The sequence below is a fragment of the Solibacillus sp. FSL K6-4121 genome (assembly GCF_038002585.1).
GTDB lineage: Bacteria > Bacillota > Bacilli > Bacillales_A > Planococcaceae > Solibacillus > Solibacillus faecavium.
Genome location: NZ_JBBOCS010000001.1, coordinates 1,856,747 through 1,878,299, shown reverse-complemented (window position 1 = coordinate 1,878,299; position 21,553 = coordinate 1,856,747). Strand labels below are relative to the sequence as shown.

The 21,553-nt window shown below is 39.0% G+C and carries 22 protein-coding genes; 4 read left to right on the top strand and 18 right to left on the bottom strand.

Features of this window, described 5'->3' with window-relative positions; translation table 11 throughout:
- Positions 1–313: 313 nt before the first annotated feature.
- The 6 genes from MHH95_RS09305 to MHH95_RS09280 form a co-directional block, all read right to left on the bottom strand.
- On the bottom strand, positions 314–1,981 hold the full coding sequence (locus MHH95_RS09305; protein ID WP_191698352.1) for a ribonuclease J: 1,668 nt from the start codon (positions 1,979–1,981) through the stop codon (positions 314–316).
- A gap of 900 nt (positions 1,982–2,881) precedes the next feature.
- The gene (gene dapA, locus MHH95_RS09300; RefSeq protein ID WP_191698353.1) at positions 2,882–3,793 is read right to left on the bottom strand and encodes a 4-hydroxy-tetrahydrodipicolinate synthase; all 912 of its coding nucleotides are present in this window, start codon (positions 3,791–3,793) and stop codon (positions 2,882–2,884) included.
- A gap of 15 nt (positions 3,794–3,808) precedes the next feature.
- Positions 3,809–4,849, bottom strand: a complete 1,041-nt coding sequence (locus tag MHH95_RS09295) for an aspartate-semialdehyde dehydrogenase (RefSeq protein ID WP_340727260.1) — start codon at positions 4,847–4,849, stop codon at positions 3,809–3,811.
- An 84-nt stretch (positions 4,850–4,933) separates the two neighbouring features.
- Positions 4,934–5,524 carry a dipicolinate synthase subunit B gene (locus tag MHH95_RS09290; protein WP_191698355.1) on the bottom strand — a complete coding sequence of 197 codons (591 nt, stop codon included), beginning with the start codon at positions 5,522–5,524 and terminating at the stop codon, positions 4,934–4,936.
- Entirely contained in the window at positions 5,517–6,302 is a 786-nt protein-coding gene (locus MHH95_RS09285; RefSeq protein ID WP_340727259.1) for a dipicolinate synthase subunit A, read from the bottom strand. The genes MHH95_RS09290 and MHH95_RS09285 overlap by 8 nt, the downstream gene beginning before the upstream one ends.
- Positions 6,286–6,558 carry a YlmC/YmxH family sporulation protein gene (locus MHH95_RS09280; RefSeq protein ID WP_191698357.1) on the bottom strand — a complete coding sequence of 91 codons (273 nt, stop codon included), beginning with the start codon at positions 6,556–6,558 and terminating at the stop codon, positions 6,286–6,288. The genes MHH95_RS09285 and MHH95_RS09280 overlap by 17 nt, the downstream gene beginning before the upstream one ends.
- Positions 6,559–6,965: 407 nt before the next feature.
- Here MHH95_RS09280 and MHH95_RS09275 point away from each other — a divergent pair, with 407 nt between their 5' ends.
- Genes MHH95_RS09275 through MHH95_RS09260 form a run of 4 tightly spaced genes read left to right on the top strand, consistent with a single transcriptional unit; the run spans position 6,966 to position 9,395 of the window.
- A complete protein-coding gene (locus MHH95_RS09275; RefSeq protein WP_340727258.1) occupies positions 6,966–7,337 on the top strand; it encodes a GntR family transcriptional regulator in 372 nt (123 codons plus the stop codon).
- A 2-nt stretch (positions 7,338–7,339) separates the two neighbouring features.
- Entirely contained in the window at positions 7,340–8,182 is an 843-nt protein-coding gene (locus MHH95_RS09270; protein WP_340727257.1) for an ABC transporter ATP-binding protein, read from the top strand.
- Positions 8,182–8,778, top strand: a complete 597-nt coding sequence (locus MHH95_RS09265; protein ID WP_340727256.1) for an ATPase — start codon at positions 8,182–8,184, stop codon at positions 8,776–8,778. The genes MHH95_RS09270 and MHH95_RS09265 overlap by 1 nt, the downstream gene beginning before the upstream one ends.
- The gene (locus tag MHH95_RS09260; RefSeq protein WP_340727255.1) at positions 8,775–9,395 is read left to right on the top strand and encodes a hypothetical protein; all 621 of its coding nucleotides are present in this window, start codon (positions 8,775–8,777) and stop codon (positions 9,393–9,395) included. The genes MHH95_RS09265 and MHH95_RS09260 overlap by 4 nt, the downstream gene beginning before the upstream one ends.
- 44 nt (positions 9,396–9,439) lie before the next feature.
- Here the strand turns inward: MHH95_RS09260 and MHH95_RS09255 are convergent, their stop codons facing one another.
- The 12 genes from MHH95_RS09255 to rimP all read right to left on the bottom strand — a co-directional run bounded on the left by MHH95_RS09255 (position 9,440) and on the right by rimP (position 21,457).
- Positions 9,440–10,666 (bottom strand): M16 family metallopeptidase, encoded by a 1,227-nt coding sequence (locus MHH95_RS09255; RefSeq protein WP_340727254.1) that lies wholly within the window; start codon positions 10,664–10,666, stop codon positions 9,440–9,442.
- Between the two features lie 87 nt (positions 10,667–10,753).
- Entirely contained in the window at positions 10,754–12,865 is a 2,112-nt protein-coding gene (gene pnp / locus MHH95_RS09250) for a polyribonucleotide nucleotidyltransferase (RefSeq protein WP_191698363.1), read from the bottom strand.
- Positions 12,866–13,137: 272 nt separating this feature from the next.
- Positions 13,138–13,407, bottom strand: coding sequence for a 30S ribosomal protein S15 (rpsO, locus tag MHH95_RS09245; RefSeq protein WP_191698364.1), 270 nt, complete (start codon positions 13,405–13,407; stop codon positions 13,138–13,140).
- Positions 13,408–13,545: 138 nt separating this feature from the next.
- Positions 13,546–14,496, bottom strand: a complete 951-nt coding sequence (gene ribF, locus MHH95_RS09240) for a riboflavin biosynthesis protein RibF (protein WP_340727253.1) — start codon at positions 14,494–14,496, stop codon at positions 13,546–13,548.
- 10 nt (positions 14,497–14,506) lie between these two features.
- Complete coding sequence (truB, locus tag MHH95_RS09235; protein WP_340727252.1) at positions 14,507–15,418, bottom strand: tRNA pseudouridine(55) synthase TruB; 912 nt, start codon at positions 15,416–15,418, stop codon at positions 14,507–14,509.
- Between the two features lie 635 nt (positions 15,419–16,053).
- On the bottom strand, positions 16,054–16,398 hold the full coding sequence (gene rbfA, locus MHH95_RS09230) for a 30S ribosome-binding factor RbfA (RefSeq protein ID WP_191698367.1): 345 nt from the start codon (positions 16,396–16,398) through the stop codon (positions 16,054–16,056).
- 58 nt (positions 16,399–16,456) lie between these two features.
- Positions 16,457–16,735: a DUF503 domain-containing protein gene (locus tag MHH95_RS09225; RefSeq protein WP_191698368.1), complete on the bottom strand. Its 279-nt coding sequence runs from the start codon at positions 16,733–16,735 to the stop codon at positions 16,457–16,459.
- Positions 16,735–19,194: a translation initiation factor IF-2 gene (gene infB, locus MHH95_RS09220; protein ID WP_340727251.1), complete on the bottom strand. Its 2,460-nt coding sequence runs from the start codon at positions 19,192–19,194 to the stop codon at positions 16,735–16,737. The genes MHH95_RS09225 and infB overlap by 1 nt, the downstream gene beginning before the upstream one ends.
- 14 nt (positions 19,195–19,208) lie before the next feature.
- Complete coding sequence (locus MHH95_RS09215) at positions 19,209–19,517, bottom strand: YlxQ family RNA-binding protein (RefSeq protein WP_191698370.1); 309 nt, start codon at positions 19,515–19,517, stop codon at positions 19,209–19,211.
- The gene (gene rnpM, locus MHH95_RS09210) at positions 19,514–19,792 is read right to left on the bottom strand and encodes an RNase P modulator RnpM (RefSeq protein ID WP_191698371.1); all 279 of its coding nucleotides are present in this window, start codon (positions 19,790–19,792) and stop codon (positions 19,514–19,516) included. The genes MHH95_RS09215 and rnpM overlap by 4 nt, the downstream gene beginning before the upstream one ends.
- Positions 19,793–19,830: 38 nt before the next feature.
- Entirely contained in the window at positions 19,831–20,958 is a 1,128-nt protein-coding gene (gene nusA / locus MHH95_RS09205; protein WP_191698372.1) for a transcription termination factor NusA, read from the bottom strand.
- 13 nt (positions 20,959–20,971) lie between these two features.
- Positions 20,972–21,457 (bottom strand): ribosome maturation factor RimP, encoded by a 486-nt coding sequence (gene rimP, locus MHH95_RS09200; RefSeq protein ID WP_191698373.1) that lies wholly within the window; start codon positions 21,455–21,457, stop codon positions 20,972–20,974.
- Positions 21,458–21,553 lie beyond the last annotated feature (96 nt).

Genomic DNA, 21,553 nt, shown 5'->3' with positions numbered 1-21,553 from the left:
GCCGAACTTTTACATTTGGCTTCAATTTTCCCTATAGTAATTTCAACATTTCCTTCGTCTTTTGCAAGGATCGTACTGAAATTAAGTTAGAAAAAGGGCTTTCTCACGCAAATAGTAAGAAAACCCTTTTTTGTTTATTCCTATGGTTCATCCTTATCATATAGGGATGATTTCCATTACGGGTCGGACGCTTTCCGCGGGCACGGCCTGAGCCTGTAGTCTCAGGCATCGTGCTTTTCCCGCTGGAGTCGCCTCCCCTTCATTCCAATCATCTACTTTAATAGTTGAAGTGGATTTATAATTATTTTAAAAATTAATATTCCATAATAATTGGAATGATCATCGGACGACGCTTTGTTTTTTGGAATAAGTATTGATTTAATGTATCTCGTATTTCCTGTTTAATATTCGTCCATTCAAACGTTTCTTTACCAACGTATTTTTCAATTACTTCACGTGCCATGTCAGCAGCTTCTTCCATTAACTGCTCTGACTCACGCACATAAACAAAACCACGTGATAAAATTTCCGGACCTGATGCAATCTTCTTCTGTGCACGATTCAGTGTCACAACGACGATAAAAATGCCATCTTGAGAAAGTAACTTACGATCACGTAATACGATATTACCTACATCGCCTACTCCAATTCCGTCGATTAGAACATTTCCGGCTTGTACACGGCCTGTCATGCGCATTTTACCGTTTTTGTATTCGATGATATCGCCTTTATCCGCGATGAAAATTTGTGACTTTTGTAAACCTACTTGTTGCGCCAGCTTAGAGTGCGCAATTAGCATACGGTACTCCCCTTGAATTGGCACAAAGTATTTAGGCTTCATAAAGTTAAGCATTAATTTTAAATCTTCTGCACTGCCGTGACCCGAAACATGTACTTTCTTATTCGATGTCATGACATTTGCACCTGCTTTTGCAAGTTGATTCATCGTGTTGTACATTTGCACTTCCATGCTTGGTGAAGGTGTAAATGTAATTAATACTGTATCTGTATTTTTGATTTTAATATCACGGTGATGTTTACGGACAATTTTATCTAGTGCATCAAGTGGCTCGCCTTTATTGCCTGTTGCCATCACAATAATTTCATCGTCCTGATATTTATGGATTTCATTTACTGGCACAATGATGTCTTCGTCTACTTCCAAATAACCTAAGTTAACGCCGATATCGACAATTTTCTCCAAAGATTTTCCGACTACTGCAACTTTTCGGTACGATGAAGCAGCTTGTCTAAACACCTGCTGGATACGAATGAAGTTCGAAGCATAAAGTGCTACGATAATTCTGCCTGGTGCCGAGTGGAAAGTTTTTTGCAATTCTTCTGCAACAACCGCTTCACTTGTTGTATAGCCTGGACGTTCTGCTTCAATAGACTCCGATAAAAGCATAAAGACGCCTTCTTCTCCAAGCATCGCCATTTTTGCTAAATCTGGCTTAAACTTGCCTGTTGCTGATTGGTCAAATTTAAATTCACCAGTATGAACGATTGCCCCTTCAGAAGTATGGAACACAATACCTAAAGAATCCGGAATACTATGCGTTGTATGGAAGAATGTCACATACGTTGAATTAAAATTCATACGGCTATTGCTTGTTACTTCAAAGAATTTCACCTGATATGGTGCCGGCAATTCTTTTAAATGTTCTTTTGCTAGTGCAATCGTTAATTTAGACCCGTATACAGGAGCCTTTACTTTTTTTAGTACATACGCAATCGACCCAATTGCATCTTCATGTCCGTGCGTAAGGAAAATTCCTTTTACGCGATCTTTGTTTTCCTCTAAATAAGTAATATCTGGAATAACTATATCAATACCCAGCATTTCGTCCTCTGGGAACATGAGCCCGCTGTCTACTACGAATAGCTCTTCATCGATTTCTATTACATACATTGATTTTCCGATTTCGCCAACTCCACCTAATGGAATGACACGGATTAGTTCATTTTTTGTTTTTGTCACTTTATTTCCTCCTAAATTGTTCCGAACAGCAACCACTTAAACTTCATTATACGGTGAGAATGTCGTTAGTACAAATAAAAAAGTGATTTTATCTTTTTTATGAAAAATATGTAAAAGCTAAACCATTACAGCGCCTAAAGAGTTTGTTATTTCCAATATAACATATCGCGCGATCAAATCGATTTATATGACTTATAAAAAAACAACCACTACCTCTTTGAAAATAGTGGTTGCAGGTTGTCTAGCCTGGGACAAAAACGAAAACTATCTATTTTTCCAAAGAAAAAATAGATAGTTTTCTGCTTCTGCCAGAATTGATTTCCGTTACGGGGACGCTTTCCGGGGGCACGGCCTGAGCGTGTAGTCTCAGGCGTCGGTGCTCCTGCGGTTACTCGTCGCAAAAAAAATTTTGCTGTTCCCCCAGGAGTCGCCCCTTCACTCCAATCAATTCATATAATATTAATTTCTTAATAAGAGTATTTCCCTTATACAAAGAAGAAATTTCTACTTATATCTTAGTCTGTTTTTATTATAAATTTTTATTAGATGCTTAGCAGGAATAAGTTGTTCATGTTCATTGATTTGATTTGATTACTAGTTATCGTAGATATCGTATCTCACTTTATTTAAAGCGATGAATAAGTTGATTGGAATGGAGGGACCGTGACTCCACCGGGAACCGCACGTGCGGAAGATCCACTAAATGGTGCCTGCCGCTCTTGGCACCATTTAGTTAGCTGGAGCCGTGCCCGGGGAAAGCATCGGTCCCGGAATGGAAATCAACGGTTTTTTTAGTTAATTTTATTTTAATAAAAAAGACTGTAGGCAAACCCAAATTTCTTCGAGTTTGTCTACAGTCTGCAACCACTACCTCATTTGAAAGTAGTGGTTGTTTACTTATTAGTTTGTTTGTAGAGCGCGGAACTGTTCTGCTTTTGCCTGATACGTATTCCAAATGTCATCAAATGCTGCTTTTTCTTCAGGCAGCATTTCCATCATTGGCATACGAACATCTAATGTATCAAAGCCTAATTTTGTCATCGCATATTTAATTGGTGATGGATTAGGCTGTGCAAATAATGCACGAACTAATGGTAGTAAGGCACGATGAATTTGGGCTGCTTCCTGATGGCGTCCTTCTTCAAAAGCACGGACCATTTGCTGCATATCTTTTCCGACTACATGTGAAGCAACCGAAATGATACCTCGACCGCCGATTGCAAGTAATGGTAACGTCAACCCGTCATCTCCTGAGTATACGAGGAAGTCTGAATTAACATTTTCAATAATATCACCCATTTGATCCAAATTGCCGCTCGCTTCTTTAATGCAAGTAATGTTCGGTACATCCTTGCTTAAAGCGATCGTCGTTTCCGCTAATATATTTGCACCCGTTCGACCAGGTACATTATATAGCATTACCGGCAGTGAAGTTTCTTTGGCAATCGTTTCAAAGTGGGCATACATACCGCGCTGGTTTGGCTTATTATAATATGGTGTAACAAGCATAATCCCATTTGCGCCATTTTCTTCAGCTTTATGTGTCATCATAATTGAATAGGCAGTTTCGTTATCCCCTGTACCTGCAATAACCGGCACACGTCCCGCTACTTTTTCGACAGTAAAACGAACGACCTCAATTTTTTCCTCCGTTGACATCGTTGGGTTTTCTGAAGTTGTTCCACAAGCGATAATCGAATCTGTTCCATTATCAATCAAATGGTCAATAATTCGTTCTAGTTCAGGATAATTAATCGTGCCGTCCTTTTTAAACGGCGTAATCATCGCTGTACCAATTCGTCCAAAATCCATTACTAAATCCTCCCCTTATAGTAAGTTATCCTCTAGCATAGCCTCTGCGATTTGAATAGAGTTGAGTGCAGCACCTTTTAGTAAATTATCTGACACAATCCATAAGTGGAATCCTTTTTTATTGTCCAAATCTTGGCGAATACGTCCAACGAATGTCGGCTCCTCGTTTTCTGCAAATATTGGCATCGGATAAACTTGCTGTGTTACATCATCCTGTAAAACGATTCCTGGTGCATCTTTTAATACGTCGAAAATTTGCTGTACTGTCGCTTCTTCGGCAAGCTCGATATATACCGATTCCGAGTGACCTGATACGACCGGTACACGGACACAAGTAGCAGCAACTTTTAATTCAGGTGCTTCCATAATCTTTTTCGTTTCGTTAATCATTTTCATTTCTTCATATGTAAAGCCATTGTCCGTAAACTTATCAATTTGCGGAATGACATTACGTGCGATTGGATAATGTTTTTTATCCGATTTTACAGGAAGAACTTTTGCTTCCACGTTTTTGCCTGCATCCCATTGTGCGCTTTGATCACGCAATTCATCAATCGCTGCAATACCTGAACCTGATACAGCCTGATATGTCGATACAACGATTTTTGTTAAGCCAAACTTTTCACGAATTGGCTGCAATGCTGCGACCATTTGAATTGTTGAACAGTTTGGGTTTGCTATAATCCCTTTAGGAATCGTTTTTAGTGCATGACGGTTTACTTCTGGTACTACAAGCGGCACTTCCGGATCCATACGGAAGTGGCTCGTATTATCAATTACAATTGCGCCACGTTTTGCTGCTTCGGGTGCCAAAGCCTCCGAAACAGCGCCACCTGCTGAAAATAATGCAATATCAATACCTTCAAAGCTTTCAGGTTTTGCTTCTTCTATTGTATAAGTCTCACCGTTGAATTCTATTTGATTACCTGCAGAACGAGCAGAAGCTAAAAATTTAATAGATGCAATCGGAAATTTACGCTCTACTAATTTCTCCATCATTTTTGTACCAACTGCTCCAGTTGCTCCTACTACCGCAACATTTAACTTTTTCAACATGTCTCATCTCTCCTAAAAATATCGGTATGTATATAATGTTGGATATTGTAACATATATTATTTGAATTGTGTTAGGAATTTTGATTATTTAAAATATTGTATAAATATTGGTTGAATCTGTTTTTTATGAGCGAGCGTATATGCTACAGTATCGAGCATTTTTGTGAAATCTGCTATAAGCGACGTAGGTTTATTAATTGGATCATCTTGACCGAATGGAATGAAGAAGATGTTTTTTGCATTCATAAGTTTCATTAAATTCATACCATTTAAACCAAGTGCATCATTCGTTGAAATACCGAGAACAACAGGTGAGCCATTGCGCAATGTCGCCTTTGCAGCCATTAATACTGCACTGTCTGTAGCAGCATTGGCAAATTTACTAATTGAATTGCCTGTCATTGGTGCAATCACCATACAATCCAATGGGTTTTTAGGTCCAAAGGGCTCTGCCTCTGCTATCGAACTGACAACCTTTTCTCCCGCCTGCTCTTCTATTTTTGCAATCCACTCTTCACCTGTTCCGAAACGTGTTGCAGCATGTAATACAGAAGGGGTAATAATCGGTACTACTGTTGCACCCGCTTCTCGAAACTGGGAAATCTTCGGTACAACATCTTCATAAGTACAATGTGATGCTGTTATCCCTAAACCAATGCGTTTTCCTTCAAGCACTTTTATCCTCCTTTCGCAATTCTAGTATTGTTTCTGTTAACAACCTTGCCGCAGCCTGCGGAAAATATTTGCCGGGTAATCCTGGTAATAATTCATATTGAGATAATTTCACATCATTTAGACACCCTGGACTTGAAGCAAGATCATAAATTGGACGTGTAGTCCATGATGCGTAGTTTTTTGTTAGCCAATCTGTTGGAATCGTATTAATAAGGAAATCAGCATCCACACTGTTTCCTTCCTTAAGTTCTATACCTTTGTAGCCATATGCAAGCGCCTCAGCTTTTTGATGGTCGGATCTTACTGCGATAATAACTTTCGCATTTAAACGAGTTAAAAACAATGCAAGCATTTTTGCTACACGCCCAAATCCTGTGATAATGAATGTTTTATACTGCACATTCACTTTCCCCTGATATAAATGAGCTAAAAAGCTTTCTGCAGTAAGCGCTGCATTTTTCCAAATAAATGTTTCATCTGTTAAATAATAATGAATCCGCTTCTCCTGAAGAAGCTGCTTCCACTCGTCATTAAGTTTTCCTGCAAAGAACTGCGCTTGACGTATACCTAATAGTTCATCCACCTGAATTGTTAAAGGATGAATAGGCAGCACAACTTCTGTCGGGTGTAACTCTAACGCTACTTTGTTTAATGCTTCATCCCATACAGCCGTATTTTTGTAGTAAACGGTACGATCATTCGTAGATAATTGCTTTGCTAAAAACCGCATTCGTTCATCTGTTCCAATTATTAGCCAACGTTCATTCATCATTTGCATGCTTTAAAGATGATGTTGTTTTTTGAAATAATACTCGATCTTCGCCAATCAAAATAATTTCTTCCCAAGGAATATACTTCACCATACCTGGCTTTTTCTTTTGAAATGGCATTTTCACCATTTGTGGCGGCATTTCAAAGCCTGTAATTTTCCCTGTCTTTGCATCGAAAATACATTCGGTCTCTGCTAAAAAGCCGTATCGAACCCCGTTTTCCATTTCGATTAATTCTTTCTCAGCGAGCTCTGATAAAAGCATTGTATCCCTCCTCTTGTAAGAGCCTACCATTACTATATGCATCAAGTCAGTTAGAAGTGAAATGGTTCAACATATTAAGTTGAAATGCAGTAACTAAAGATTTTCTAGGTATTTGCTTAGTAAAAATAAAGGTAAGAATTTCCCTTATTCCATAAATCCCATTAAAAACAGCTGAAATAGCGGTAGAAATTTCCGTTATTGAGTGAATATCTTTGAAAAAATCTAATTTTTTGAAGGATAACGGAAATTTGTTCCCTTATTTCCCCTAAAACACCCGTCATTTTGAAAATAAGCGAAAAATCTTCCCTTATTTCATCACATCCAAAATTTTCTAAACTTTAAGTAGACATCCATTAAACAACTGTATATACTGTACATATACAGTTGTACATTAGGGGGTGATCACAGTGATAATCAAATTAAGCAATAATAACGAAAAGCCGATTTATGAACAAATTACCGATCAGCTAAAGCAGGCTATTTTAACAGGTGCGCTTGTTACAGGAGATGCCCTACCTTCAATAAGGGCTCTTGCGAAGGAACTGAAAATTAGTGTCATGACGACAAAGCGGGCGTATGCGGATTTGGAACGGGACGGCTTTATTGAAACAATTGCCGGCAAAGGAAGCTATGTATCAGAGCGCAATCAGGACTTTCTGCGTGAAGAGCTGATCCGTCACATTGAAGTTCATTTTACAAAAGCAGTATCCATTGCAAGAACGGCAAATGTGCAAAAACAGGAGCTGCATGACTTACTCGATTTACTATTGGAGGAATGACGATGAATGCAATTGAAGTAAAAAATGTATCGAAACAATTCAAGAATTTCCGATTAAATAATATTTCATTTACTGTTGAAAGCGGGACAATTGCAGGCTTTATTGGGCAAAATGGCGCGGGGAAATCAACGACAATAAAAATCATATTAAATTTACTGAAAAAAATCGAAGGCGATATTCTCTTGTTCGGAAAGGATCATGTTGCGCATGAAGTGGAGTTAAAGTCTCAAATCGGTGTTGTGTTTGATGAACTGCATGTGCCCGAAAACTTTACCACAAAAGATCTCGATGTGCTTTACGGCCATGTATACCCTACTTGGGACCGTTCTTATTTTTATGATTTACTTGAGCAGCTTAATGTACCAAAGTACGACAAAACTAAAACGATGTCTAAAGGAACGAAAATGAAGCTCGCCCTTGCGTTGGCATTGGCACATCGCCCAAAACTTTTGCTGTTGGATGAACCTACGAGCGGACTTGATCCGATTGTACGTGATGAAGTGCTGGGTATGCTGCAAAGTTTTATGGAACAGGAAGATCATGCGATATTGTTCTCTTCGCATATTACAACCGATTTAGAGAAAATTGCGGATACGATTACGTTTATTCATGAAGGCGAAATTCTGTTTAGTGAAAACAAAGATGATTTGCTATACGGCTACGGGATTTGGAAAGGATCACTTGAAGAAGCGAAAGTAATACCGAATCATTCGATTGTTGGTAAACGGGATTATGTATTTGGAGTGGAGTATTTAGTCATGCGTGAATTTGTGAACCCTGTTATTGAACTGCAAAAACCGACGATTGATGATCTGATGCTGTTTTTCGTAAAGGGGCGAAAATAATGAAACAGATGCTTTTTCGTTATTATCAACAGGAACTGGCAACATGGATTTTGTTTACACCACTTGTGGCATCAGTTTTTGCTCTTCCATTATTATTTGAAGGTGCCGAATCGGCTGCGTACTTTATACTATCCATCAGTATAACAGCGCTTTGTGCCGTTTATTTGGATCAACGTGAGAGCCAGCTTGTCATGACAAGTTTGTTTCCGATTTCCAAAAAGACATTTTTCATTGTAGACCTCTCTTTTTTAGGACGTTACACACTGTACTATATCCTTTATACAATTGTAGCAACGAGCGCGATCCAAACATTACTCGAACAGCAACTTGTTTTGCCTTCCGTCAAACAGCTATTAGTAAGCTTGGGTATCAGCTTTTTTATTGTCGCTTTGTTCCTGCTGTTTCGCCGTGTCAAATTCGGATATTTTATAAACCTTTCCATTATCTTTATTCCATTGGCGTTTACACAATTTTTGTCATTCTTTGAAAACCTGACAACTTTAAAGAGCACAGTATTATTCTTTGTTTTATTATTTGTTCTCATCATTGCTGCAAGCATCACTTACTTTCGTGAAAACAGGAGGGATGTCACATGATTACACTGCTTAAAATGCATTTTTATCTATCGCGAAAACTATTTATCACTGTTTTTTTATTTATTGTAGGGATGATTGGGATTCAGTGGATCATTTTGAAAGAAATTAATTTTGGTTTTATGGTTTTCTATTTTCTGATGCTCTCGCCATCATTAGGTATGAGCTACTTGATCGAAAACCACTTTATGAAACAATTCCGGATAATGCCGATTGACCCAAGGGGCTTTGTTAAAAGTTTATTTGTTTTCAGTTTGCTGCTTTTGCTTATCATTACAGTTCCTATCGGGGTTTATCAAACATATTTATATTTGGAAAATCAAATCGGGGGCATTGAATTGTCACTACTTTCAATCGCTTTTGCTGCAGGAATTGCTTCGGTCGGCTCGATGCTGAAAAACTATTTAAGTAATCCGACAAAAGGTACGAAAAGCATATCAATTGGAACAATGCTGGGCTACTTTTTTATGTTTACGTTTGTTCATTTCCTCATCATGCTTATATTTAGTATTATGGACATTGAACTAATGGGGGCACCGATTGTTTCGATTATTGGTTTTATAATCTATTATCAATATTATAAATCAGCTGCAATAAAGTTTCAGGCAGCAGAATTTTAAAAGAACAGCGTATGCTAACTGCTAGCACGCGCTGTCCTTTTGCGTTATTCGTTTTCCGGTCCGATAATGGCAATCGCCGGCTCGGTTAATAAAATTTGTGTAATGAGCTCATCAATTGTTTCCATTGAAATCGCATCAATTTTTGCCAACACTTCATCAACAGTACGATGGTTTTGATGAATAAGCTCATTAACCCCATTACGGTTCATAAAGTCTTCTGTTCCTTCAAGACCTAATACGAAACCGCCTTTTAGTTGTTCCTTTGCATTATCCAGTTCAACTTCCGTTATCCCGCCTGTTACGAGATCAAATAAAGTTTGATCGATTTGCTGCTTGAGCGCATCCAAGTTTTGTTTGGAAGCTGAAGCGTAAATTGTAAATGTTCCAACATCCTCATAACTCGACTGATAGCTGAATACGGAATATGCTAGTCCGCGTTCTTCCCGTACTTCCTGGAACAGGCGTGAACTCATATTGCCACCGATAATATTGTTCAGTGCAATAAAGCTGTACATTTTCGGGTCTTTTACAGAAATTGCCGGGAACGAAATAGCGATATGTGCTTGTTCTGTATCTCGTAACTTTTCAATTTCACCTGGTGTAAATGTTGGATAAGAAGGCTTGGAAACAATCGATTCCGCGCTAGCTTCATAGTTTCCAAACAATGCTTCCACCTTTTCCAATAAATCTTTTTCGATATTACCAGCTATTGAAATGACAACATTTTGAGGACCGTAATGTTTCGCCATATAGTCGCGAATCATCTTTTCATTAAAAGTCGCCAATGTTTCAGGCGTCCCTAAAATTGGTCTCCCTAAAGCATCCTCTGGGAACATGACACCCCATAATTTCTCATGTACATCATCAGCCGGATCATCTTCGCTCATATATATTTCTTCAAGCACTACTTGTCGTTCCCGCTCGATATCTTCCTGCGTAAATAACGAATTAAAAAACATATCCGCTAAAATATCAACCGCCAGCTCACCATGATGGTCCAGCACTTTTGCATAATAGCACGTATGCTCCTTTGACGTGAAGGCATTAATCTCCCCGCCAATCCGGTCAAATTCTTCTGCGATTTGACGAGCTGTTCGGTTTTTTGTTCCTTTAAATAGCATATGCTCAATGAAATGGGTAATCCCGTTTTCTACTTTCGTTTCATAGCGTGAGCCTGCGTTGACCCAGATTCCAACAGATAATGAACGGACATGCGGCATTTGCTCTGTTACAATGCGCACACCGTTTTTTGCTTTAATTACTTGTACCATAAATTTCTCCTTTAATTCGGCTCTTATTTCTTATTTAAAAAAGAGGCTGTACATAGTGTACAACCTCCCTTTTTATATTGTTGAAAATTACGCTTTTTCTGCGCGCTCTTTTTCTTCTTTGATAACGACTTTGCGTGATAAGTTTACGCGACCTTGCTTGTCGATTTCGATACACTTCACAAGTAATTCATCGCCAAGTTTTAATACGTCTTCTACATCTTTCGTACGTTCTTCTTGAATTTCCGAAATGTGAAGTAAGCCGTCTTTACCTGGGAAGATTTCACAGAATGCACCGAATTTTTCAATACGTTTTACTGTTGATAAGTAGTACTCGCCTACTTTAGCTTCACGTACGATTGATTCGATCATTTCTTTTGCACGGTTAATCATTGCTTCATCTGCTGAAGCGATGTAAATTGTACCGTCTTGTTCTGTATCAATTTTAACGCCTGTTTCATCAATAATTTTATTGATTACTTTACCACCCGGTCCGATTACATCGCGGATTTTGTCAGGGTTAATTTTGATTGAAACAATTTTTGGTGCGTATTGTGATAATGAAGTACGAGAATCGGAAATCGTTGACATCATATGATCTAAAATGTGTAAACGACCAATTTTCGCTTGAGTTAATGCTTCTTCTAAAATATCACGAGACAGACCATCGATTTTAATGTCCATTTGAAGTGCTGTTACACCTTTAGCTGTACCTGCCACTTTAAAGTCCATATCGCCAAGGTGGTCTTCCATACCTTGGATATCTGATAATACTGTATAGTGCTCGCCTTTTTTAACAAGACCCATTGCAATACCTGCAACTGGTGCTTTAATTGGAACACCTGCAGCCATAAGTGCCATTGTAGAAGCACAAATTGATGCTTGAGAAGTAGAACCATTTGATTCTAATACTTCCGATACACAACGGATTGCATATGGGAATTCCTCTTCTGATGGCATTACTGCTAAAATCGCACGCTCACCTAATGCACCGTGACCGATTTCACGACGACCTGGGCTACCGTAACGACCAGTTTCCCCAACTGAGAATTGTGGGAAGTTGTAATGGTGCATCCAGCGTTTTGACTCTTCAATACCTAAACCATCAATAATTTGCACATCGCCTAAAGCACCTAATGTACAAATTGATAATGCCTGAGTTTGTCCACGAGTGAATAATGCAGAACCGTGTGCACGTGGCAATAAATCTACTTCAGAAGATAGTGGACGGATCTCATCTTGTTTACGACCATCCGGACGAACTTTGTCTTCTGTAATTAAACGACGCACTTCATCTTTTACCATTTTATCTAAAATAGCTTTCACTTGCTTCATCGTCTCATCATCAGCTTCTTGAGCTTCATATGATTCAATAATACGTGTTTTTACAGCTGTAATATTTTCTTCACGTAATTGCTTGTCTACTGTTTGGATTGCTGTATTCATATCAGCTTCACATTCAGCTTTGATCGCTGCTGTTAAGTCTGCATCTAATTCATATAATGTAACTTCTAATTTTTCTTTACCAACTTCAGCAATAATTTGCTCTTGGAAAGCGATTAATTTTTTGATTTCATCGTGACCGAACATAATTGCTTCAAGCATGATGTCTTCAGATACTTCTAAAGCACCTGCTTCTACCATGTTAATCGCATCTTTGTTACCTGCTACTGTTAAGTGAACAGTCGATTTTGCTGCTTGTTCTACTGTTGGATTCACAACGAATTCACCGTCGATATAGCCTACATGAACACCAGCGATCGGTCCATCGAAAGGAATATCTGAAATAGCTAATGATAATGAAGAACCAAACATTGCCGCTACATCTGCCGGGCAATCTGAATCATTTGACATAACCATTAAAATTGATTGTACTTCATTACGGAAACCATCCGGGAACATTGGACGGATTGGACGGTCGATTAAGCGAGAAGTTAATACTGCCGCTTCTGATGGACGTCCTTCACGTTTAATGAAACCACCTGGAATTTTTCCTGCTGCGTATAGACGTTCTTCAAAGTTAACTGTTAACGGGAAGAAATCTAATGGCTTTGGGTGTTTAGACATTGTTGCTGTAGCTAACACTGCTGTTTCGCCGTAGCGTACCATTGCCGCCCCATTTGCTTGTTTTGCTAACTGACCTACTTCTACTACGAGTGGACGACCTGCCCATTCATACGAAAAGACTTTTTTTTCGTTCATTAATTGAACCCCTTTCTTATTGAAACACTCTACGTATCATTTTATGTACCATAGTAAGTGTATCAAAAAAGCGTTTTCTATGCTAAATTTTTTGATTAAATTTATATAAATTTAATCATTATTTTAAACCTTCCAGCAATGGTTTAACTTCTTTCAACAGGCGTTTTTACACCTGCTCAAAGAAGTTAAACATCGCACCATTATTCTGGAAAGCTGACTGATTTCAAAACATAATAAAAAGCGGGAAAAATCCCGCTTTTTATATTGTCAGATTAGCGACGTAATCCAAGTTTAGTAATTAATTCACGGTAACGAGCTACATCGTTTTCACGTAAATATTTTAATAAATGACGACGTTTACCTACCATTTTAAGAAGACCACGTTGAGAGTGGAAATCTTTCTTGTGAGTAGCTAAGTGAGCGTTTAAAGCGTTGATTTCTGCAGTTAATACAGCTACTTGTACTTCTGGAGAACCAGTATCTGTTTCGTGCACGCGGTACTCAGCGATAATTTCGTTTTTACGTTGTTGTGTAATTGCCATTTTAAAATGACCTCCTAATAAATAAAATATCCCCAATAGCACAGCAATCGCTGGAGTTGCGTGAAAGCCGAGCTAAGGTTCATACGAGAGTTTCGTACTTATGAATAGTACCATAGTTCTTTATATGTGTGCAACTATTTAGCGCAGTTCTTCAAAATAGGCAATCGCTTGTTGTTTATCCATTTCGATTTGCTCAATTAAAGCTTCAATTCCGTTGAATTTACGCTCACTGCGAATTCGTTTATACCAGCCGACGATTACCTCTTCACCGTAAATATTTTTATCAAAATCTAAAATATGCACTTCGATGGACAGTCGCTTTTCGTCTGGATTGTGGAAAGTCGGTTTATAGCCAACATTGCATACACCATTATACCACTCGTTTTGCACTAAAATTTTTACTGCGTAAACACCTGTAGCTGGTATGTAACATCCTTCCATTGCTTGTACATTTGCTGTCGGGAATCCCATCGTACGTCCACGTTTATCCCCATGTACTACAATACCTGGCACTTCAAATGCACGACCTAATAGATTACGAACTTGCTCCATCTCACCATCCTGTAAAGCTTTTCGGATACGAGTAGAACTGATTTTTTCTTCAATATCTGAAAGCTTATCAATCACTGTTACACCGTAATGGCCGTTAGACAATTGTGCCATCAGCTCCATATTCCCTTTGCCAAACGCACCAAATGAAAAATCAAAGCCTGCTGTCACATGCTGGACGTTCAAATCAATAATAAAATACTCGATAAATTGTTCAGGAGTTAACTTCGCAAAGTCTGATGTGAAATTCACAACAAATACAGTATCGACATTCAGTTTTTCCAGCGTATCTAATTTTTGTGAAAGTGGTGTAATATAAAACACTTTTTCATTGCGTCCACCTAACACAATCGATGGATGCGGATCAAATGTCATAACAGCACTTTTAATTTTTAATTCTTCTGCTTTTTGTATTGCAGATTCAATCACCGCTTTATGACCTTTATGTACCCCGTCAAAAAAACCAATTGCCAATGAATATGGCTGATCTTTAACTTTTTGTGCTAATTGATGGGGGTATTTTAAATGAATAACGTTCATCATATGCCTCCTAATTAATTTCGGGGAACATTTTATCCGGTTTCATTTGCCCTTGTTTAGTCGGGTGGGCGATATAAACCGCAAATGCTCTTCCCTCTACACCATACACAATTTTATCATGTTCTTTTAATAATGCATGCATTGGAAGAACTTGTCCATTGAAAATTTGCTTCTCAATATCAGCCGTAACTTCAATATAAGGATAATCTGACAAGGCATATTCTACAGGCAGTAAAAATTTCTCCTGTTCCCCTGCTTCCATCATTTCTGCAATTTGTGCTAAAGTGAAGCAATTGTCTTTCGTAAATGTGCCGGAAGCTGTTCGAACAAGCTCATGCATATGTGCAGGATAGCCTAGCGCTTCCCCAATTTGTACCGCTAATGTACGGATATACGTGCCTTTTGAACACTTAATACGGATTGAAAATGTTACTTCTTCTCCCTCGAACTTTTGTGCATCATCTAATAATTCCAACTCATATATCGTAATTTTACGTGTTGGGCGCTCTACCGTTTGACCTGCCCGAGCATATTCATAAAGTTTTTTCCCATTCACTTTTACAGCTGAGAACATTGGAGGTGTTTGTTCGATTACGCCTGTTAAAGATGTGAGTGCCTGTAAAATATCAGCACGTGAGAAGGATTTAACATCGCTGTTTTGTTCGACAGTTTCCCCTTCTGCATCTTCTGTTGTAGTCGTACGTCCGATTGAAACGACCGCTTCATATGTTTTGCCTGCATCAGTTAAATATTCTGCAATTCTTGTTGCCTGGCCTATGCAGATTGGTAAAACACCTTCAACACCTGGATCCAGTGTCCCGGTGTGACCTACTTTTTTTGTCTTCAATATTTTTCTTAGCTTGAACACGCAGTCATGACTTGTCATACCGCGCTCTTTCCATAATGGCAAAATACCGTTCATTGTTTTGCTCCTTTGTTGGCAATCCACCTTGTACGTGCTTCATGCGGGTAATATTAATTGGTTCATTATTATAAATAAGTTTTGACGTATTTAATCAGTTTTAAAATAAGCGGAGAGTTTCCGTTTATTTTACTGACTACCCTTCATTTCAGGAAAAATAAAGGTATGTTTTCCGCTTATTCATTGAAAAATCATGTTTTTAGTTATTATTTTAATTAATAACCGGAATTTCTACCGCTATTTCGACCTTTTTTCACTCGATTTTACAAATAAGCGGAATTTCTCCGTCTATTTCATCCAATCTACATATCCTAAATTATGTAGTACTCTTCATATAGTCCGTTCTGCTCCGCTACGGGGGGACGCTTTCCGCGGGCACGGCTCGAGCCTGTAGTCTCTCCCGCGGGCACGGCTCGAGCCTGTAGTCTCTCCCTCGTGCTTTTCCCGCAGGAAGCCTGCTTGTAGCGAAAGGCGTTAGCCGTCAGCTACACTCGCCCCCTTCGCTTCGCGTCACTCTACCTTAGTATAAAATTTGTTCCCTAAACGAAACTTCTGTATACAAAAATTTAGTTAAAGACAGTATTCAAACGAAAAAAAGTCTGCCTGCATAGTTATGCAGTGCAGACTTCTTTGTTTTATTTATCTTCGTGTAAGCCACGTAGTAATGCATCAATTTTATTTCCGTATTCGATTGCTGTATCGAATTCGAATGCTAGTTCAGGCGTACGGCGTAAACGAATACGAGAACCAACTTCCGAACGGATAAAACCAGATGCTTTTTCTAAAGCTTGCAATGTTTCCGCACGTTCGCGGTCATTACCTAACGATGTAATATAAACAGTTGCTTGCTGTAAGTCACCTGTTACGGCTACATCTGTAACTGTAACGAAACCTACGCGTGGGTCTTTGATTTTGCGTGCAATGATTTCAGTAATTTCCTTTTTCATTTGCTCGCCAACTCGATTAGAACGTAGAGACATAAATGTCACCTCATTTAACTTGCGTAATTGATATTTTAGTTTCCACTAGATGTGGATTTTATAAATATTCACGATAAAAATCCAGCTGTTCCCATTGTGGATTTGACTGTAAAAAGTGTACTGCACGCATTAGCTCGCGTTCAGCCGCTTCTTTTGAAGAAGCCACTGAAACAAGTGCTAACCTCGTACGCTGCCATACATCCTGATGGTCAATTTCAGCAACGGAAACATTGAACTTTTGTTTCGTCCGCATTACCATTCGTTGTAGAACAGCACGCTTTTCTTTTAATGAGTGGGCAGTCTGAATGATGAATTCAATCTCTGCATACACAATCATTATTTACGAACAATCTCTTCCATTACGAAGGCTTCAATAATGTCGCCTTCTTTAATGTCGTTGTAGTTTTTAATTGTGATACCACATTCATAGCCTTTTGCTACTTCTTTTGCATCATCTTTAAAGCGTTTTAGTGAATCTAATTCGCCTTCAAAAACAACAACGTTTTCACGGATTACACGTACACCCGCATCACGTACCATTTTACCTTCAATAACGTATGAACCGGCAATTGTACCGACTTTAGATACTTTGATAGTTTGACGAACTTCCGCTTGACCAACGATTTTTTCTTCGAATTCAGGATCAAGCATCCCTTTCATCGCTTGTTCGATTTCTTCGATCACTTTATAGATGATACGGTGTTGACGAATATCTACACCTTCTTCATCCGCAGCACGCTTAGCATTCGTATCTGGACGTACGTTGAATCCGATAACGATAGCGTTTGATGCAGCAGCAAGTGAAATATCTGATTCTGTAATAGCACCCGCACCTGTGTGGATGATTTTTACGTTAACACCTTCAACATCAATTTTCATTAATGAAGAAGCCATTGCTTCCACTGTACCTTGTACGTCTGCTTTTACGATTAAGTTTAACTCTTTCATTTCGCCTTGGCTCATTTGTTCAAATAAGTTATCAAGTGTTACACGTTGCTTTTCAGAACGTTGTGCTTGAATCGCTGTCATTGAACGTGATTCCCCAACTTGGCGAGCAGTTTTTTCGTCTTGGAATACTACGAAACGGTCACCGGCTTGTGGTACTTCATTTAGACCTGTAATTTCCACTGGTGTAGATGGACCAGCTGTTTTAATGCGACGGCCTAAATCGTTTACCATTGCACGTACACGACCATATGCATGACCAACTACGATTGGGTCACCAACACGTAATGTACCATCTTGAACTAATAAAGTTGCAACAGCACCGCGCCCTTTATCTAATTGTGCTTCGATTACTGAACCGATCGCAGCACGAGTTGGGTTTGCTTTTAATTCGCCAACCTCTGCAGTTAAAAGAATCATTTCTAATAATTCATCGATTCCTTCACCTTTAAGTGCTGAAAGTGGAACGAACACTGTGTCTCCACCCCATGCTTCAGGAACTAAACCGTGCTCAGTTAATTCTTGCTGAACGCGATCAGGATTTGCCGATGGTTTATCCATTTTGTTTACAGCTACGATAATTGGTACTTCAGCTGCTTTCGCATGGTTAATTGCTTCAACTGTTTGAGGCATTACACCGTCATCAGCTGCTACAACAATTATAGCGATATCAGTGATAGATGCTCCGCGCGCACGCATAGTTGTGAATGCTGCGTGTCCTGGTGTATCTAAAAACGTGATTTTTTTGCCATTTTCAGTAACTTGGTAAGCACCGATATGTTGTGTGATACCGCCTGCTTCGCCAGCAGTTACTTTTGTGTTACGAATTGAGTCAAGTAACGTTGTTTTACCGTGGTCAACGTGACCCATGATTGTTACAACTGGTGGACGCTCTTCTAGAGCATTTTCGTCCACTTCTACGATTGTATCATCGAAGTACGTATCTAAATCTGTTTTGTCGATACGGATTTCTTCTTCTACTTCTACACCGTAGTCAGTACAAATAAGCTCAATCGCATCTTTGTCTAACTCTTGGTTAATTGTCGCCATTACACCAAGCATGAATAATTTTTTGATAATTTCCGATGGCTCACGGTGTAATTTTTTTGCAAGTTCTGCAACTGACAAGCTTTCGTAGAACGTAATTTTTTCCGGTAATTCTTTTTGTACCATTGGCTGCGGTGCCGGGCGATGCGTACGACGTTTACCACCATTAATTCCTGGCTTTCTACGTTGTTGGTAGCCACCCTTATTCTGCGTGTTACCGCCTTTATTATTACTATTATTTTGGTTTGTGCCGCCTTTGCGGTTGTTATTAGTATTTTGAGTCATATTTCGATTTTGGTTACCTTTTTCATTTCTTTGTTTTTCGCCTTGTTGCGATGTTGTTTGCCCTTGAGCATTTGTAGGTCTGTTTGTTTGTTGCGGTCTTGATTGCCCTTGGGTATTTGTAGATCTGTTCGGTTGTTGCGATCTCGTTTGTCCTTGGGCATTTGCTGATTTGTTCGGTTGTTGCGATCTTGTTTGCCCTTGGGCGTTTCTTTGCTTGTTCGGTTGTTGGTTAGTTGAAGCAGATTGTGGACGATCCTGCTTTAGATTCTGTTGTGATTTTCTCTGTCCTTGCTCGCCAGGTTTTGGCGATGCATTTACAGCTTTGACAGGTCTTGCAGGAGAATCTTTCGTTGGTTCTGCTGCTTGCTTAAAGACAGAATTTAGTTTTGATACCGCCTGGTCATCAATTACCGCCATGTGATTTTTCACTGGCAGATTGAAACTTGCAAGCTTCTCAATAACTTCCTTACTTGTTTTATTTACCTTTTTCGCATATTCATGAACTCTTACTTTGCTCATCTGCTCACCCCCGATTAATTTTCGTTGAGTAGACTAGACATTTTTTTAGCAAATCCGCTATCTGTAATAGCAATCGCTACACGGGCTTCCTTCCCGGTAGCATGTCCAAGATCATATCGATCTCCGAAAACATAATACTCAACGTTATAAAACGTACATTTATCTTGAATTTTTTTACTTGTATTCGCTGAAGCATCTGATGCTAAAAATACTAGTTTAGCTTTGCCATTACGAATTTCCCTTATGACAAGCTCTTCTCCAGAGATTGTTTTTCGAGCACGTGCCGCTAAGCCTAATAGCTGCAGCAATGCAGGGTTTGTCATAAAATCGACTCCCTGCGGATTAGTGTTAGCAATTCCTCATACACTTCATCCGGCACTTTTGCATCAAGCTGGCGATCTAAAATATTCTTTTTACGTGCGATTTCCACCGCTTGCTCCGTTTTAGAAACATATGCTCCACGACCGGATTTTTTTCCTGTAATGTCAACTGTTACTTCGCCTTCTTTGGAACGAACGACACGAATCATTGACTTTTTTGGAAGCATCTCACCTGTTGCGACACATTTACGTAAAGGAATTTTTTTATTAACGACCATTTTGCTCACCCTCCTTGCAAAATCATTCCAACAGATGGTTACTCTTCATCGTCACCATATAAATCAAATTGTACATCTTCTTTATCTTCATGTGGTATAAATGTGCTCGTTTCAGAAGGATAGATTCCTAATTCACGGGCATCAGTTTCACTCTTAATGTCGATTTTCCAACCAGTTAATTTTGCAGCTAAACGTGCATTTTGACCGCGTTTACCGATTGCTAAAGATAGTTGATAGTCTGGTACAACAACTGTTGTTGACTTTTCTTCTTCATTTACTTGAACGTCTAAAACTTTTGAAGGACTTAATGCATTTGCAACGAATACGACTGGATCTTCAGACCATTCAACGATATCGATTTTCTCACCGTTTAGTTCGTTTACAATTGTTTGCACACGTGCACCTTTTGCTCCAACACATGAGCCTACAGGATCTACTTCTTCATTATGTGCATATACAGAGATTTTTGAACGGTCTCCCGCTTCACGTGCAATTGATTTAATTTCAACTGTGCCATCATAAATTTCAGGAACTTCCATTTCAAATAGACGACGTAGTAATCCAGGATGAGTACGAGATACAATTACTTGTGGACCACGTGTAGTGCGCTCAACTTTAGTAATGTAAACACGGATGCGTGAAGTTGGCTTATACACTTCACCTTGAATTTGTTCGTTTACTGGTAATGCCGCTTCTACTTTACCGATGGATACGTAAATATTACGTGCATCTTGACGCTCAATTACGCCAGTTACGATATCATCTTCACGGTCTACATACTCTTCATAAATTAAACCGCGTTCCGCTTCACGAACACGTTGTGTTACAACTTGTTTTGCAGTCTGTGCTGCGATGCGCCCGAAGTTACGTGGTGTTACTTCTTCTTCTACGATGTCACCAATTTCATAAGCTGCATTAATAAACTTCGCATCTTCTAATGCGATTTCTAAGCGATCGTCTTCTACTTCTTCCACTACGTCTTTACGCGAATAAACGACCATTGAACCTGTTGCAAGGTTAAGGTCGACACGTACGTTTTGTGCTTGGTTGAAATTACGTTTATACGCAGTTACTAAAGCTGCCTCAATCGCTTCAATCAATACATCTCTTGAAATACCTTTCTGCTCTTCAAGGGCAGTTAGGGCATCTAGTAATTCACTACTCATTTTGTTTTCACTCCTAAATTTGCTTATCTGAAAAATCGATGGCAAGACGTGCCTGCGCAATTTTTTCTTTTTCAATTTGTACTGTAACTTTACGTGTTTTAATACGGAATTCAAGTTCTAAATATTCATCTGTATATGCGCGTAAATAACCATAGAATTCTTTTAAATCCTTAACTGGCTCATAAGTTTTTACATAAATGTATTTGCCGATTGCTTTTTCAAAGTCCTGTTGTTTTTTTAATGGACGTTCGGCTCCTGGTGAAGAAACTTCTAAATAATAGTTTTGCTCGATTGGATCGTTTTCATCCAGTTTCTCGCTTAAACGTTCACTCACTTGTGCGCATTGTAAAATATCAATGCCGCCTTCAGGTGTATCAACGTAAATACGAAGGAACCAGTCGCGTCCTTCTTTTAGGAACTCGATATCAACTAATTCTAATTCAAGCTCTTCCACGATCGGTGTCACTAGCTCTTCAATGATCGACGTAACTTTGCTCATCGTATCCTCCCTAGCGTCTTTGTCTCTTAAAAATCATGATGTTATTTGTTAAACAAAAGACGAGTATTCATTGAATTTTATCAATTGAAACCTGTG

What these genes read in the sequence shown, in the direction of transcription:
- dapA (WP_191698353.1), bottom strand. Translation starts at nt 3,793, where the DNA reads ATGGATTTTGGACGAATTGGTACAGCGATGATTACGCCGTTTAAAAAG.
- MHH95_RS09295 (WP_340727260.1), bottom strand. Translation starts at nt 4,849, where the DNA reads ATGTTGAAAAAGTTAAATGTTGCGGTAGTAGGAGCAACTGGAGCAGTT.
- MHH95_RS09285 (WP_340727259.1), bottom strand. Translation starts at nt 6,302, where the DNA reads ATGCAAATGATGAATGAACGTTGGCTAATAATTGGAACAGATGAACGA.
- MHH95_RS09280 (WP_191698357.1), bottom strand. Translation starts at nt 6,558, where the DNA reads ATGCTTTTATCAGAGCTCGCTGAGAAAGAATTAATCGAAATGGAAAAC.
- MHH95_RS09270 (WP_340727257.1), top strand. Translation starts at nt 7,340, where the DNA reads ATGAATGCAATTGAAGTAAAAAATGTATCGAAACAATTCAAGAATTTC.
- MHH95_RS09265 (WP_340727256.1), top strand. Translation starts at nt 8,182, where the DNA reads ATGAAACAGATGCTTTTTCGTTATTATCAACAGGAACTGGCAACATGG.
- MHH95_RS09260 (WP_340727255.1), top strand. Translation starts at nt 8,775, where the DNA reads ATGATTACACTGCTTAAAATGCATTTTTATCTATCGCGAAAACTATTT.
- MHH95_RS09255 (WP_340727254.1), bottom strand. Translation starts at nt 10,666, where the DNA reads ATGGTACAAGTAATTAAAGCAAAAAACGGTGTGCGCATTGTAACAGAG.
- pnp (WP_191698363.1), bottom strand. Translation starts at nt 12,865, where the DNA reads ATGAACGAAAAAAAAGTCTTTTCGTATGAATGGGCAGGTCGTCCACTC.
- rpsO (WP_191698364.1), bottom strand. Translation starts at nt 13,407, where the DNA reads ATGGCAATTACACAACAACGTAAAAACGAAATTATCGCTGAGTACCGC.
- ribF (WP_340727253.1), bottom strand. Translation starts at nt 14,496, where the DNA reads ATGAACGTTATTCATTTAAAATACCCCCATCAATTAGCACAAAAAGTT.
- truB (WP_340727252.1), bottom strand. Translation starts at nt 15,418, where the DNA reads ATGAACGGTATTTTGCCATTATGGAAAGAGCGCGGTATGACAAGTCAT.
- rbfA (WP_191698367.1), bottom strand. Translation starts at nt 16,398, where the DNA reads ATGTCTCTACGTTCTAATCGAGTTGGCGAGCAAATGAAAAAGGAAATT.
- MHH95_RS09225 (WP_191698368.1), bottom strand. Translation starts at nt 16,735, where the DNA reads ATGATTGTGTATGCAGAGATTGAATTCATCATTCAGACTGCCCACTCA.
- infB (WP_340727251.1), bottom strand. Translation starts at nt 19,194, where the DNA reads ATGAGCAAAGTAAGAGTTCATGAATATGCGAAAAAGGTAAATAAAACA.
- MHH95_RS09215 (WP_191698370.1), bottom strand. Translation starts at nt 19,517, where the DNA reads ATGACAAACCCTGCATTGCTGCAGCTATTAGGCTTAGCGGCACGTGCT.
- rnpM (WP_191698371.1), bottom strand. Translation starts at nt 19,792, where the DNA reads ATGGTCGTTAATAAAAAAATTCCTTTACGTAAATGTGTCGCAACAGGT.
- nusA (WP_191698372.1), bottom strand. Translation starts at nt 20,958, where the DNA reads ATGAGTAGTGAATTACTAGATGCCCTAACTGCCCTTGAAGAGCAGAAA.
- rimP (WP_191698373.1), bottom strand. Translation starts at nt 21,457, where the DNA reads ATGAGCAAAGTTACGTCGATCATTGAAGAGCTAGTGACACCGATCGTG.